This window comes from Vibrio sp. 10N.247.310.98, from assembly GCF_041467395.1.
Taxonomy (GTDB): domain Bacteria; phylum Pseudomonadota; class Gammaproteobacteria; order Enterobacterales; family Vibrionaceae; genus Vibrio; species Vibrio crassostreae_C.
Genome location: NZ_JBFSUL010000008.1, coordinates 13,970 through 28,406, shown reverse-complemented (window position 1 = coordinate 28,406; position 14,437 = coordinate 13,970). Strand labels below are relative to the sequence as shown.

Sequence of the window (14,437 nt, the reverse complement as noted above, 5' to 3'; positions counted from 1 at the left end):
AGAGGCGCTGCGGCCGATTAGTTTACTTTATCCTCAGCGGGTTGTCTTTCTACTAAGGAGGCATTTTCTGAAAAAGCCTCATTTTGCGCCATTTCGGCCAAACCAATCGAGATCGGTTTCTTCACTTCAACACCCAATTGCTTGAAGCTTTCGGCCTGACGAATCACGTTGCCTCGCCCTGTGACTAGCTTATTCATCGCCCCTTGATAACTTTGGTTTGCTCTATCAAGTGAGCTGCCAAGGCCTTCCATATCATCAACAAACAGGCGCAGCTTGTCGTAAAGCTTGCTCGCACGTTCTGCGATAACCTGTGCGTTCTGGTTCTGTCTGTCGTTACGCCACAGGTTATCAATGGTACGCAGTGCCACCAGCAAAGTGGTTGGGCTGACCAAGATGATATTTTGCTCCATCGCGTCTTTCACCAAGCTAGGATCCGCCTGAATCGCCACTTGGAATGCTGGTTCAACCGGAATAAACATCAACACGTAATCCAGACTCTGTATGCCTTTGAGCTGATGATAATCTTTCTGGCTCAAGCCTTTGATGTGGGCCCGCAGTGACACCAAGTGATCGCGCAATGCAGCATCGCGTTGCTGATCGGTTTCGGCATTGAAATAGCGTTCAAATGCCACCAGCGCCATTTTTGAATCGACCACCACTTGCTTGTCTTGTGGCAGATGCACAATCACATCCGGTTGATAACGCTTGCCCGCATCGTTTTGCAGGTTCACTTGCGTTTGGTATTCGTGGCCTTCGCGCAGTCCTGATTCAGCAAGCACGCGAGCCAGCACCACCTCGCCCCAGTTACCTTGTTGTTTGTTGTCACCCTTTAGCGCTTGAGTCAGGTTCACCGCTTCACGCGTCATACTCTCATTAAGACGCTGCAGGTTTTTAAGCTCATGCACCAAAGTATGACGCTCTTTGGCTTCTTGGCTGAAGCTGTCGTTCACTTGTTTCTTAAAGCCTTCCAACTGCTCTCTTAGTGGAGACAACAAACCTTCTAGGCTCTGCTTATTCTGCTGATCGACCTTGGCGGTTTTGGTTTCAAACAGTTGGTTCGCTAACAATTCAAACTGCTGCTTAAGTCGTGATTCAGCTTGCTCTAGCAACTGCAGCTTTTCGCTATTGGCGAGGTTTTCTTGGTCATGCCTTGCTTCTTGCTCGCGCAGCTCGGCTTCTAATTCAGACTTATGATCTTTAAGCACATTGATCTCATCAGCGTACTGCTGGCGCTCTTGCTTTACCGCCTCAAAGTAGCGCAGTTTTTCCATTGCAGCCATCACCTTACCGTGCGCCTGCTTGAGCTCGAATGCCGCTTTGTCTCGGTCATCATCTAACTCATCGAGCTCTTGTTGCGCCTCTGCGAGTGATGCTTTGAGCTGAGCTTGCTGAGATTCATGCAACAAACGATCGGACTCTAGCTGCTGCTCGAGCAATCGCTGCTGAAAAGAGAGCTTCTGTTTAATCCACCAACCCACGACACCGCCGCTGACGAGCGCGCCAGAAATTGCAGCAATAAGCGTTGCCTGATGTTCGATAATCCATTGCATGATAATGATTTAGCCTAATTTGAAATAACTCATTAAATGGTATTTTGATACTGGATAAATGTCCAGTTTGCCGTATTAAAATTCGACAGATAGACTAGGCGCTCCGTATTCTGTCCCATCAAATTAGAATGAGTTGCCATGAACGAACGTCGTGCCTTGGGCTTTGGCCTTTCCGCAGTACTGCTGTGGTCAACGGTCGCTACTGCTTTTAAGCTGACCCTTGCTGAGTTTTCACCGATTCAAATGCTGACCATTGCCAGTATTGTGTCGTCGATTGCGCTGATCGCAGTCTGCGCCTTTCAAGGTAAGCTCTCTCAGCTGAGTACAACGTTCCTTTCAAACCCTTGGTATTACCTGCTGCTCGGCCTGGTTAACCCATTGGCTTATTACCTGATTCTATTCAAAGCCTACGACCTGCTGCCCGCTTCTCAAGCTCAAGCCATCAACTACAGCTGGGCTATCACGCTAACCTTAATGGCGGCGGTTTTTCTGGGGCAAAAGATTCGTAAGCAAGATTGGATTGCGTGTACCTTCAGCTATGCGGGTGTGGTAGTTATTGCCACCAAAGGCGATGTGCTAGGAATGCAGTTCGATAGTCCACTTGGTGTGGCTCTGGCGCTGCTTTCTACTCTGCTTTGGGCAGGATATTGGATTCTCAACACCAAAAACAAGGCTGACCCAGTGGTTGGCGTACTGCTTGGTTTCTTAGTGGCATTACCTTTCGCGATCGGTTTAACCCTTTTTGAGGGCGAAAGCTTTAGCCAAATTACGGCGAAGGGTTGGATGGCGGTGACTTACGTTGGTCTGTTCGAGATGGGCATTACCTTTGTATTATGGTTATCAGCACTCAAGCTAACCAACAATACGGCGCGTATCAGCAACCTAATTTTTGCCTCGCCATTTATCTCACTGATGCTACTTTCCACCATCATTGGCGAAGAGATTCACCCTGCAACACTGTTTGGTTTAGTGCTGATTATTGCTGGTTTGGTGATTCAACAGATCAAGTTTTCAAAAAACAAAGCTGCGTAAATAAGCGCTAAAAGATTCGATTGAGAGCGAAAAGCTATCAATAAAGTCGAATCTAGAGCTAGTACACAATGTTAGATACAAAAATGGCGAGTCGTATGACTCGCCATTTTTATATAATTTAGAATCTATGGGTAAGCTTAAACCCACTGACCTGCTGCAAAGCCAGAACTCCAACACCATTGGAAATTATAGCCGCCTAACCAACCGGTTACGTCCATCACTTCACCAATGAAATAGAGGCCAGACACGCTCTTACATTCCATGGTTTTTGAAGATAGATGATTGGTGTCCACACCGCCTAGAGTCACTTCCGCTGTTCGGTAACCTTCGGTGCCGTTTGGCGCAATTTTCCAGTTCTCTAAATGCTCTACAATGTCATTCAGCTGTTTTTCATTGAACTGCTTGAGCGGCTTGTCTTCAAGCTCTTTACGATCAATCAGCACTTCCACAAAACGCTTCGGCAGTGCTTTCGCCAAGGTGTTTTTCAGGCTCTGATTTGGGTGTTTCTCACGAGAGTTTTCAAGTAGTTCAGCAACGTCCACTTCTGGTACTAGATTAATCGAAACCGATTGACCCGCTTTCCAGAACGAAGAAATTTGCAATACCGAAGGGCCAGATAGGCCGCGGTGAGTAAACAGCAACGCTTCTTTGAATAAGGTGCCGTCTTGCGCGGTGATCTCGGCAGGAATCGCGATGCCTGAAAGCTCAGCAAAGGCTTCTTTGTCTTCTTTATGCAGAGTAAATGGCACCAAACCCGCAGTAGTCGGCATCACAGACAAACCAAACTGCTCGGCAATCTTATAGCCAAATGGCGTCGCGCCTAGTTTCGGCATCGATAAACCGCCCGTCGCCACGACAAGTGAGTCACACTCAACTTCGTCGGTATTAAGGTGCATCTTAAAGCCAGCGTCTGTTTTTTCGATGGAGTGAACATCACAACGGTAGCGCTGTTCAACTTTCGCCTGCTTACACTCTTCAAGCAACATGCTCACGATGTCTTTTGCAGTATGGTCATTCACACAGAACAATTGGCCGTGGTCTCGCTCTTCGAACTCAATACCGTACTTGCTCACCATCGAGATAAAATCCCAGTTGGTGTATTGAGATAAGGCTGACTTCACGAAGTGAGGGTTGTTACATAGGAAGTTGTTGGCTGAAACATCATAGTTAGTAAAGTTACAACGGCCGCCACCTGAGATTAAAATTTTTCTGCCTGGTTTCTTTGCATGATCAACCACCAGCACTCGTCGGCCACGTTTACCCGCTTCCGCAGCACACATTAAGCCCGCGGCGCCCGCACCAATTACGATTACATCAAACTTTTCACTCATTGGGGTTCTGCTTTCTTCACTTTTGCACCTCGAGTACGCCCTGTTCTCGAAATGCCATCAATAAAAAAGGATGTGCATAAACAGCACATCCTTACTAATTGCTCGCTATTTTAGCGGCAATTTTAAACTTTGCAATTGATGTTCAATTGTACAATTAGCAGACAGCAGCAAAACCACTACTTAACTTAGCGAACCAACAACCGAAGCTTCACACCAGAACCTAAGCTCTACTTCACACGTACTAAAAACTCAGACGATGAAAGAAGACAGCAAGGTTACACCTAGCAGAGCGGAAGAGAGTATGAATAACTGTCTTACGCGATCGCACTTCGAAGTAAAAACTTCGTCATGATGATGGTGATACTCTTTGCTTTTGATGTAACTGAACAGGCGAACCTGTTTGGTCATATTGCCATGGGTTGTGAAAAAACCGCCTCCGTCTACTTGTTGATAAAGTAGAGGATGCGCTTCTCGCATAATATAAATGAGCGTTCTTAGCGCAGTAAAATAACGCGCCCAGTTCACGCAAGTCACAACCATTAGTGCAAATAGAATAGTGTCGCCGCTGATCATCCTTTCCTCCCTACATCTTCATAAGAAAACTCAAAAGAAAAAGATAATCAGTGTCTTTTTCGTACTACCTAAACGGCAGGAGCTTCCATAATTGAAGATGAACCATCTTTTGCCAATTGCGCTAGGTCTTTATCAATAAAAAACAGTGCTTTACCGTCTTCACCAACAAGCTCTAGCTTATCCAATACACCTTTAAACAACTTCTCTTCTTCGTGTTGCTCTGCAACGTACCATTGCAGGAAGTTAAAGGTTGAGTAGTCTTGTGTGCTGAAAGCAACGTGAGCCAGTTTGTTGATCTTTTCAGTAATCATCTGCTCATGTTCATAAGTTTCACGGAACACTGCACCAAGGCTTTCGAATTCGTGTTTCGGTGCTTCAATCGAACCCAGAATTGGCATTGCACCTGTTTCGCTTACGTAAGTGAAAAGACGCTGCATATGTTCCATTTCTTCTACTGCATGAACACGCAGAAACTCTGCTGCACCTTCAAATCCTTTGTCTTCACACCAAGCACTCATTTGTAAGTATAGATTGGATGAGAAAAATTCTAGGTTAATTTGATCATTCAGTTGCTCAACCATAGTTTTTGACAGCATTTAAGACTCCTAATTACATCCTCAATTTTCTCTACTATATCACTATTTAATGAATATCTCGCAGGCCATTAGTTAACCAATATTTCGAGCTGTCATTACGCAAGACAGTGGATATGAGATCACTTCAGCAAAAAAAGCCATCGCATAGTGCTAATCTTAAATCAGACAATGAATAAAGGAGGTAGCGATATGAGTTACAAACATATTTTGGTCGCGGTCGATTTATCAGAAGACAGCAAATTAATTGTGGATAAAGCGGTAGCATTGGCTAAGCCATTGGAAGCCAAAGTCTCTTTTATCCATATCGATATTAACTACGCGGAGCTGTATACCGGCCTGATTGATATCAACATGGCAGAAACCCAACATAACGCGATGGAAGCATCTCGAGTTCAGCTGCAAAATTTTGCTGAGCATGCTCAATACCCAATCACCCATACCTTAGTGGGCAGTGGCGATTTGAGTCATGAGCTGTGTGACACCATCAACGAGTTTAATGTTGATTTAGTGGTTTGTGGTCACCATCAAGATTTCTGGAGCAAGCTACTTTCTTCAACACGACAACTGATCAACGCCTCTCCGGTTGATATGCTGGTCGTGCCTCTAAGAGATTCAGAAGACTAATGAATTAAGGTTAGGTAACATACAGCTCATATCTTATTAACGAAGTTTTACTATGAGCTATTTAGCTGGTGTTACCCTCCTATGGGCCTTCTCCTTTAGCCTGATCGGCGTTTACCTTGCGGGTCAGGTTGATGCTTGGTTCTCTGTACTGATGCGTGTTGCCCTTGCAGGTATCGTGTTTCTTCCTTTCCTTAAATTCCGTGGCGTCTCGCGTAAGCTGATCGCTAAATTGATGGCCATTGGTGGCATCCAGCTTGGCTTAATGTACTGCTTCTACTATCAGTCTTTCTTACTGCTATCCGTTCCTGAAGTCCTTTTGTTTACCGTTTTTACCCCAATTTACGTCACGCTTATTTATGATTTCCTCAAAGGGCAATTCTCTCCGTGGTACTTAGTGACTGCGGCAATTGCGGTATTGGGCGCGGTATTCATTAAATTTGCAGGCATCAATGAGAACTTTTTAGTTGGCTTCCTCGTCGTGCAAGGCGCGAACCTGTGCTTTGCTATCGGTCAGGTGAGTTACAAGGTAGTGATGGAGAAGGAATCGACTGAATTACCTCAGCGAACCGTATTTGGTTACTTCTACTTAGGGGCGTTATGCGTCGCTTCCGTTGCTTTCATGCTACTGGGCAATCCAGAGAAGCTGCCAACCACCACTCTTCAATGGGGAATCCTGATCTACCTTGGCTTGATTGCTTCGGGGCTGGGTTACTTTATGTGGAATAAAGGCGCGTGCATGGTCAATGCTGGCGCACTGGCTGTGATGAACAATGTTTTAGTTCCAGCTGGCCTTGTGGTGAACATCCTGATTTGGAACAGAGATGTCGATTTGGTTCGATTGTCTATTGGTGGTGCCGTTATCTTGTTCTCTTTGTTCGTCAATGAGACGTGGGTGAAGAAGCGTGTTGCGAGAGATGCTAGCAATGCCTAGCGCGTTAAGCTAACAAGCTGTATTTAACTAACAATCTGTATTTAACTAACAATCTGTATTTAGCTGACAAGCTTTAGTTAACTAACAAGCTGTATTTAACTAATAAGCTTTGTTTGACTAGCAAGATTCTTATTTAAAATAATATCCAGAAAGCAAAAGAGCGACCGTAGGTCGCTCTTTTTAAATCATCTGTGTAGCAATAAGCTCTTCGAATTAACTTCAGTGGATGTGATTGTGGCTCACCACCTGAGTCTTACTTTCAGTGAAGGCAACGTCATCAAGTTGTAGGTTGATGCGTTCCAGGTCACTTTCCAGTTTTTGGCTTTTCTTAAACAGCTTTTGCTGCTTCTTAATCATCTTCGCGAGCTTTTTGTTGTACTTCTCTTGTTTCTTCGCCGCTTTCTTCGCTTGTTTGAGTTCAGCTTTCTCATCGCCGCTCGCCTTCGCCATCAGTTTTTTCAGCTTGGCTTTTTTCTGTGCGGCTTCTTTTTTGGCAAGCTCAGGGGCCATATCAGCGGCGGCTGGATCGAACATTTGTACGCTCGGTTCAATTGCCTCGTTGATTTCCGCAAGCGACAGTTCTGGTGCAGGTAATGTTTCCGCTAGCAGGCCGCATGCGACTTTCTCTTCAACGGGTTTGTTTTGACAACCAAGAGGTGGAATTGCGGTGGGTTTGCATAGATTCGCTTGATCCGCCGAAGAACGCGCGCAAGAACGACACACGAACTTAGGTTCAGTCACCAAGCTGTGGATCTCGCCCAAGTGTTCGGTGATATCTCGACGGTTTAACTTACAAAAGCGTTTAGCCATGCTTCAACTCCAGCTAAGAATAATAATGATTCTTAGTTAGATATACATCTGTAACGCGACTATCGCAAGTGTTAAATGGCAATTTATCGTATTTATGACGGGAAATTTTCTTAGCGTGTATCTAAGTTATTGATGCTTCAATTAAGTCATTGATGCTTTCACATAGACGTCAAAACGGTTCTTTTTGGTTTCGATCGCCATGCTCGGTTTTTGCTCGTCTAACCAAGCTGCGTAATCCGGTCTTTTAACCACAACTCGCTTCGATGCCAACTTCATCGCTGGCTCAAATAGGCCATCAGCATCCAGATCGGCACCCACCAAAGATTGGAATACGCGCATCTCTTTTTTGACCAGAGCCGATTTCTTTTTGTTCTCTGGGTGTGGGTACATAGGGTCGAGGTACACCACATCAGGTTGTTCAAAGTCAGGATCGTTACTGAGCTTGTCTAAAGCATCGTGACTGGATGCGTGAATCAACTTCATGCGTTCAGTTACCCAACCACCGATATCTGGGTCTTGTTGCGCTCGCTGCAAGCCATCATCAAGCAGTGCGGCCACAACGGGGTGACGCTCGACCATTTGCACCTTACAACCTAGAGAAGCCAACACAAACGCATCGCGCCCTAAGCCTGCAGTACCATCAAGAATAGTTGGCGTTGCGCCTTTGTTTAAACCAGCTGCTTTGGCAATCGCCTGACCTTTACCACCGCCAAACTTACGTCGGTGACCAACTGCGCCTCCCACTAAATCAACAAAGATAGCGCCAAGCTTGGGCTCATCGACTTTACGTAGCTCAAGTCGCTCACTAGTCAGTACCAAAGCAAAATCGCTGCTTTCATCATGAGATAAGTTCCAGCGGGTCGCTAAGTCATTCAAATGATCGATTTGGGTAGCATCTTCGCAAATCAGTTGTAGTTGCAAGGTCGTCTCCAACAGACAGTAGTATTCAAAACAAAAGAGGCAACCAGTTTACCTGATTGCCTCAACAATACATATTAGCGGTGAAAAGTATTCCCAGCTAAAGTCGGCTTACCTAAACCAATGGCTCTGTCTCTCGCTCTTGTCTTAACTCTTCAACAAGCTCTGCGAGTGGCTTAGGTCGCCCTATGATGTAGCCCTGCGCGTAGTTCACACCCAGTTCGATAAGCTTGTCGATAATCTGGGTATTTTCAACGAACTCAGCCACGGTGTGCTTGCCCATCTGCTTGGCAAGATCATTGATCGAGCGAACCATCACATGGTCCATCTCATTCACATCAATATCACGTACAAACAAGCCATCGATCTTCACAATATCGACAGGCAGCTTTTTCAGATAGCCAAATGACGATAGCCCTGAGCCAAAATCATCCAATGCAATCATGCAGCCAAGCTCTTTGATTCGAGTGAAGAACTTGATCGCCTGCTTCATGTTACTCATGGCCGCTGTTTCGGTGATCTCTAAACAAATCTTATGACACGGTATCGATGAATCGCTCAGGCTATCTATCAAAAATTCGACAAACTCACGGTTACCCATCGAGTGACCGGAAAGATTGATTGAACACATCCCCAGTTCCTCAATAACCTCAGGGCGTTGCTCCAACCAACCCAAGGTTTGACTGACGACTTGGCGGTCAATCAAATGCGCGATGTTATAACGCTCTGAGGCTGGCATGAAGATCCCCGGGGAGATGTATTCCCCTTGGATGTTCTTGATGCGGACCAAGATTTCAAAGTGCATTTTATCGCTGTCTTCATCTAGGCCAAGAATTCGCTGCGCAAACAACTCTAAGCGATCGTTAGCCAAGGCCTCATGCACTAGGTTAACGCACTCCATCTCAAGATGGCGACGACGCAGGTCTTCATCATCTTGATGGTAAAGATGATAGCGATTGCGACCTTCTTCTTTAGCGGCATGACAAGCTGCATCCGCCTGAGCGTGCACCATCTGTGGTGAAGCTGCTGTATGGTCGATCAATCGAATACCGATAGAGCACGTCAGGTTGAGTCGAATATCATCCCACAAGAATGGATTCTCACTCATCATCGAGATAATACTGCGACACACATTCACCGCATCTCGTTCAGTACAGTCTTTCATCAGCACAGCAAACTCATCACCACCCATTCGCGCTAACACCGCATTGTAAGGCAGTACGTCTTCTAGCAGTTTGGCGCTAAACAAGATCGCAGCATCACCCGCTTCATGTCCTGCGGTATCGTTCAGCACTTTCAGCTGATCCAAATCTAGGAACAACATTGCGTGAGTTCGCATGTGGCTCTCAACCTCTTTCAGCGCCTTTTGCAGCTCTTGCTCAAAGTGGTTGCGGTTAAAGGTGTCAGTCAGTAGGTCATAGCGAGCCTGATACTCTAGCTTTTCAGAAAGCTCGTGCGTTTCGGTGATGTCTTCACCCACAATCAACAGCTGATCAGACTCCACCAACGGGCGGATATTTTCACGAATCCAGCTCTTGCTGCCGTCGGCATGGCGATATTCGATATCACGACGCCACACACCACGAATCTTATGCTGAGGTTGCAGCAAGATATGACGAGGAATCATCGCGTTCTCATCAACATAGAATTCTCTAGGGCGATGGCCCAACAACTGATCGAGAGGGTATCCCAAAAGCTCTTCGGCAAACTGGTTCACTTGTTGAATGCGATTATTGCCATCGAGCGTAATCATCATCACCGGCTGTTTGTCGTAATACAGCTTCAAGTTTGCTTCACGTTGGAACAGCTTATTCTCAGCAAGCTTACGTGAGGTCACGTCGCGCGCCTCAAAGAGAAACTGAATGTCTTCGTCTTCACTGCCCGGCATCGGCTTCAATGAAATATCCAACACCATCGCACCGCGATCTCGACACCACACCTCGGCTTCAAATCGTAAGGCTGGGTGCTCACTTTTTGCGATGAAATATTCGGCTAGCACTTCTCGCGCAGAACTTTCCCAATGTTGGTGTTGTTGCAGCGGCGTTCCCAGTTTATAGCCTTGATTATAAAGCAGCTCATGTAACTTGCTGTTACTCGACAGCAGCACGCCACCCTTATCAATGATGCCCATAAATTGCAGGCTCTGATCAAATATCGACTCCAACAGTCGTTGGCTTTGGCGACTTGCACGTTCGCTCTTCTTCAGACGGTTAAGGTAATACACCAACACCGCGATAACACACGACATGCTCAAGAACATTAAACCGATGGTGCGAATTTCATCGCGATAGCGCATTAAGAATGACTTCGGCTTATTGAGGAAGGTTACTGAGGCTTCATTCTCTGCACCCAAATCCCAACGTGAGATCTGTTGGTAATCGAGTTTGATTTCTGGCGCGCCAGCAACCACCAATGGCAATGGAGCCTTAGGATTGTTCAGCACGCTCAACAGCACGCGCCCCGTGTCTCGACCTTGCGTTTCTCCACTGTGGATCACGCCACCAATCGCACCAAACCCAAGTCCTAAATCATGCACAATATACAATGGCATCTGAGTTTTTTTGTTGAGCTGACGCCAGTCTTCTTTGCTGCTGACCCGACCATTGATGTCGCGGTAGTAGGCCCAGAACAACAAGCTTTTAGTTAGATCAGCGCGTTGCGCGAACGTCATCAGTTCTTGATAAGAATCAGGCGTATATTGCTCCACCATCCCAGAAAACTCAGGGCGTTTTTGTAGAAATAAATCCACTTGAGCGCGAATAGCTTCACCCGTTACCGAGTGATCGGTAACCACGTAAACTTTTTTAACCGTCGATTGAAGTCGATTGATCAGCTCAATATTGCTCGCCATATCAATATCTTCAGTGATACCGGTTGCGTGCAAGCCTTCAATCATTTGCGGAGAAAAATTGTTGATGCCACCAAAAATAACGGGCGTGCCATTGAGTTCGGGCGCTAAGCGTTTCATCAGATTGAGGGCGTTATTATCACTGACGACTACAGCGGCAAACTCTTCATGCGACAGCTTAGTGCGGTATAGCTGATAAATTCGCTCTAAGTATTCAGCGTTTTGAGTTCGCTTGGTATCGAGATAAACAACCCGGTAAGATAACCCATCGCGATCGAGCTCATCAGATAGTCCTTTATGGAAATCATCTGTCCAGAAAAAGCCTTGATGATAAGAGTGAATAACCAACACATCTTTTGCCTGAGCTGAAGCAAAAACACTCCAACACATCACAATAAAAAATAACGAAAATCGCACTGAATTCACCCTAACCCTATAGTTACTGCTAATATTATCACCCTTGGCTATGATGTGTACTCAAGCCGGTATGTTTTTCATTCAACCTAAGGATTATGCATGTCCACAACCACAGCTCGTCTAGATGATCTAGACCGTGCCATTCTCAAAACCTTGATGGAAGATGCACGAACTCCTTACGCTGAAATGGCAAAGCAGTTCGATGTCAGCCCTGCGACGATTCACGTTCGCATCGAAAAGATGAGATCGGCAGACATTATCGAGCGAACGGAAGTTGTGGTAAACACCAAAAAACTGGGTTACGACGTGTGTTGCTTTATTGGCATCAACCTTAATGCTGCCAAAGATTACCACTCGGCGATCGCTAAGCTGAATGCCTTAGACGAAGTGGTTGAGGCGTACTACACCACTGGTGCTTACAATATCTTTGTAAAGCTGATGTGTAAGTCGATAGAAGAGCTGCAGTTTGTATTGATCGATAAGCTGCAAGCGATCGATGAAGTTCAGTCGACAGAGACACTGATTTCATTGCAGAACCCTATCAACCGCAATGTGAATCCATAACATTGATTCGCCTTGCTTGGCATAACGCACAGACAAAAAAAGAGCCTCTAACTAGAGGCTCTTTTCGCAATAAACTAGATAGTTACCGTGATTATGCGTTGATTCCCGCGTGGCGCAGCATTGCGTCGATTTGTGGCTCACGACCACGGAAGCGTTTGAACAGCTCCATTGGCTCTTCACTGCCACCCATTTCAAGGATGTTGTTCAGGAAGCGATTACCCGTTTCAGTGTTGAAGATACCCTCTTCTTCAAATGCTGAGAACGCATCTGCCGATAGCACTTCTGCCCACAGGTAGCTGTAGTAGCCCGCGCTGTAACCACCAGCAAAGATGTGACCAAAGCTGTGTGAGAAACGGTTCCAATCTAGGCTTGGCAGTACCGACACCTTAGACTTAACATCCGCTAGCGTTTCTAGTACGCGAGCACCCACTTCAGGGTCGTATTCTGTGTGTAGCGTGAAATCGAACAAACCAAGCTCTAGCTGACGCAGGATAAACATCGCAGATTGGAAGTTCTTCGCCGCTAGCATCTTCTCTAGCATCTCTTTTGGTAGCGCTTCACCCGTTTCGAAGTGACCAGAGATGAACGACAGCGCTTCTTCTTCCCAACACCAGTTTTCTAGGAACTGACTTGGTAGCTCAACCGCATCCCAAGGCACACCATTGATACCCGCAACTGCGCCCGCTTCTACTTGCGTCAGCATGTGGTGGATACCGTGACCGAATTCGTGGAACAAGGTCACCACTTCATCGTGAGTAAACAGTGCTGGCTTATCACCAACTGGCTTATTGAAGTTACACGTTAGGTAAGCAACCGGGGTCTGTAGCTCGCCAGATTCGGTAATGCGACGACCACGACAGTCATCCATCCAAGCGCCACCACGTTTGTGTTCACGTGCGTATAGATCTAGGTAGAAGCTACCACGCAGTGTTCCAGTCGCATCAAAGATATCAAAGAAACGCACTGACTCATGCCAAGTGTCTACGCCTTGACGCTCTGTTACCGACATACCAAACACGCGGTTCAGTACCTCAAACAGACCTGAAACCACATTAGATTCTGGGAAGTAAGGACGAAGCTCTTCATCAGAGATCTCGAACAGTTTCTGTTTTTGTTTCTCACTGTAGTAAGCGATGTCCCACAGGTTTAGCTCAGAGACACCAAATTCTTTCTCAGCAAACTGGCGTAGCTCTTCAACTTCTCGCTCACCTTGCGGTTTGGCTTTTACTGCTAGGTCGTTTAGGAAGCCAAGCACTTGGTCTGGCGTTTCTGCCATCTTAGTCGACAGTGATTTTTCGCTGTAAGTACTGAAACCAAGCATGCGCGCGATCTCGTGGCGCAGCTTAAGTTGCTCGGTGATGATCTCAGTGTTGTCCCACTTACCTGCGTTTGGACCGCGATCTGAAGCGCGCGTTACGTACGCTTCATAAAGCTCTTTACGCAGTTCTTGGTTATCACAGTAGGTCATCACAGGTAGGTATGATGGGATATCTAAAGTCAGTAGGTAGCCTTCTTGCTCTTTAGACTCAGCCGCCGCTTGAGCTGCCGCCAGTGCTGATTCAGGCATACCTGCCAGCTCAGCTACGTCTGTGATCTGCTTGCTCCAACCCATGGTTGCATCAAGCACGTTATTTGAGAATTGAGAGCCTAACTCAGACTGGCGCTTGCTGATCTCGCCGTAACGATGCTGTTCATCTGCAGGTAAGCCAATGCCCGACAATTCAAAGTCGCGCAGTGCGTCGGTAATAGTTTTTTGTTGAGCTCGGTTCAGTGCAGAGAATGCTTCACTCGCCTTGATCGCTTTATACGCTTCGAACAAGCCTTTGTGTTGGCCAACCCAAGTGCCGTATTCAGATAGCACAGGTAAGCAGCTCTCATACGCTTCACGCAGTTCGTCACTGTTCACGACAGAGTTCATATGGCTTACAGGTGACCAAATGCGACCTAAACGATCATCCACTTCTTCAATTGGAGCAACTAGGTTGTCCCAGCTTGGTGAAGTATTACCTTCAAGTACTTGTTCTATCTTGTTGCGACACGCTTCAATCACTTGCTCAACTGCAGGCTTTACGTGCTCTGGCTTGATCTGTGAAAACGGAGGTAAGTCCGTGAAGGTTAATAGCGGATTAGACATATAAACATTCCTTTGGCTTTAGAGACTTTCGTCTTTTTTGTAATGAGGTCGTCTTACAGTCATCAGGCTAAAGTTCGCCCTAAAAAATCACCTGCGAATAGTTATTAAA

Annotated in this window: 12 protein-coding genes; 4 read left to right on the top strand and 8 right to left on the bottom strand. The window is 46.3% G+C overall.

Going from position 1 to position 14,437, the window contains the following annotated elements:
• Window positions 1-17: 17 nt before the first annotated feature.
• Complete coding sequence (gene rmuC, locus AB6E78_RS05355) at window positions 18-1,550, bottom strand: DNA recombination protein RmuC (RefSeq protein WP_017063049.1); 1,533 nt, start codon at window positions 1,548-1,550, stop codon at window positions 18-20.
• A 138-nt stretch (window positions 1,551-1,688) separates the two neighbouring features.
• Between rmuC and AB6E78_RS05350 the strand changes: the two genes are divergently transcribed.
• Window positions 1,689-2,582 carry a DMT family transporter gene (locus AB6E78_RS05350; protein WP_048617749.1) on the top strand — a complete coding sequence of 298 codons (894 nt, stop codon included), beginning with the start codon at window positions 1,689-1,691 and terminating at the stop codon, window positions 2,580-2,582.
• A 137-nt stretch (window positions 2,583-2,719) separates the two neighbouring features.
• On the opposite strand, the gene AB6E78_RS05345 is transcribed toward AB6E78_RS05350, so the two are convergent.
• From AB6E78_RS05345 to ftnA, 3 genes are all read right to left on the bottom strand, one after another.
• Window positions 2,720-3,913, bottom strand: a complete 1,194-nt coding sequence (locus AB6E78_RS05345; RefSeq protein ID WP_065682015.1) for an NAD(P)/FAD-dependent oxidoreductase — start codon at window positions 3,911-3,913, stop codon at window positions 2,720-2,722.
• Between the two features lie 249 nt (window positions 3,914-4,162).
• Window positions 4,163-4,486 carry a universal stress protein UspB gene (uspB, locus tag AB6E78_RS05340; RefSeq protein WP_009848060.1) on the bottom strand — a complete coding sequence of 108 codons (324 nt, stop codon included), beginning with the start codon at window positions 4,484-4,486 and terminating at the stop codon, window positions 4,163-4,165.
• A 68-nt stretch (window positions 4,487-4,554) separates the two neighbouring features.
• Window positions 4,555-5,082 (bottom strand): non-heme ferritin, encoded by a 528-nt coding sequence (gene ftnA / locus AB6E78_RS05335; RefSeq protein WP_017070096.1) that lies wholly within the window; start codon window positions 5,080-5,082, stop codon window positions 4,555-4,557.
• A gap of 189 nt (window positions 5,083-5,271) precedes the next feature.
• On the opposite strand from ftnA, the gene uspA reads away from it, so the two are divergent.
• Window positions 5,272-5,706: a universal stress protein UspA gene (gene uspA, locus AB6E78_RS05330; RefSeq protein ID WP_004735555.1), complete on the top strand. Its 435-nt coding sequence runs from the start codon at window positions 5,272-5,274 to the stop codon at window positions 5,704-5,706.
• 52 nt (window positions 5,707-5,758) lie between these two features.
• Window positions 5,759-6,637, top strand: coding sequence for a carboxylate/amino acid/amine transporter (locus AB6E78_RS05325; protein WP_004735554.1), 879 nt, complete (start codon window positions 5,759-5,761; stop codon window positions 6,635-6,637).
• A gap of 219 nt (window positions 6,638-6,856) precedes the next feature.
• On the opposite strand, the gene AB6E78_RS05320 is transcribed toward AB6E78_RS05325, so the two are convergent.
• The 3 genes from AB6E78_RS05320 to AB6E78_RS05310 form a co-directional block, all read right to left on the bottom strand.
• Window positions 6,857-7,447 (bottom strand): hypothetical protein, encoded by a 591-nt coding sequence (locus tag AB6E78_RS05320; protein ID WP_102394321.1) that lies wholly within the window; start codon window positions 7,445-7,447, stop codon window positions 6,857-6,859.
• Window positions 7,448-7,588: 141 nt separating this feature from the next.
• Complete coding sequence (locus AB6E78_RS05315; protein WP_017063046.1) at window positions 7,589-8,368, bottom strand: class I SAM-dependent methyltransferase; 780 nt, start codon at window positions 8,366-8,368, stop codon at window positions 7,589-7,591.
• Between the two features lie 112 nt (window positions 8,369-8,480).
• Entirely contained in the window at window positions 8,481-11,603 is a 3,123-nt protein-coding gene (locus tag AB6E78_RS05310) for an EAL domain-containing protein (protein ID WP_372051201.1), read from the bottom strand.
• Window positions 11,604-11,729: 126 nt separating this feature from the next.
• On the opposite strand from AB6E78_RS05310, the gene asnC reads away from it, so the two are divergent.
• Window positions 11,730-12,194 (top strand): transcriptional regulator AsnC, encoded by a 465-nt coding sequence (gene asnC / locus AB6E78_RS05305; RefSeq protein ID WP_008218581.1) that lies wholly within the window; start codon window positions 11,730-11,732, stop codon window positions 12,192-12,194.
• A gap of 91 nt (window positions 12,195-12,285) precedes the next feature.
• Here asnC and prlC read toward each other — a convergent pair whose 3' ends face one another.
• Entirely contained in the window at window positions 12,286-14,328 is a 2,043-nt protein-coding gene (prlC, locus tag AB6E78_RS05300) for an oligopeptidase A (RefSeq protein ID WP_017071475.1), read from the bottom strand.
• Between the last annotated feature and the right edge of the window lie 109 nt (window positions 14,329-14,437).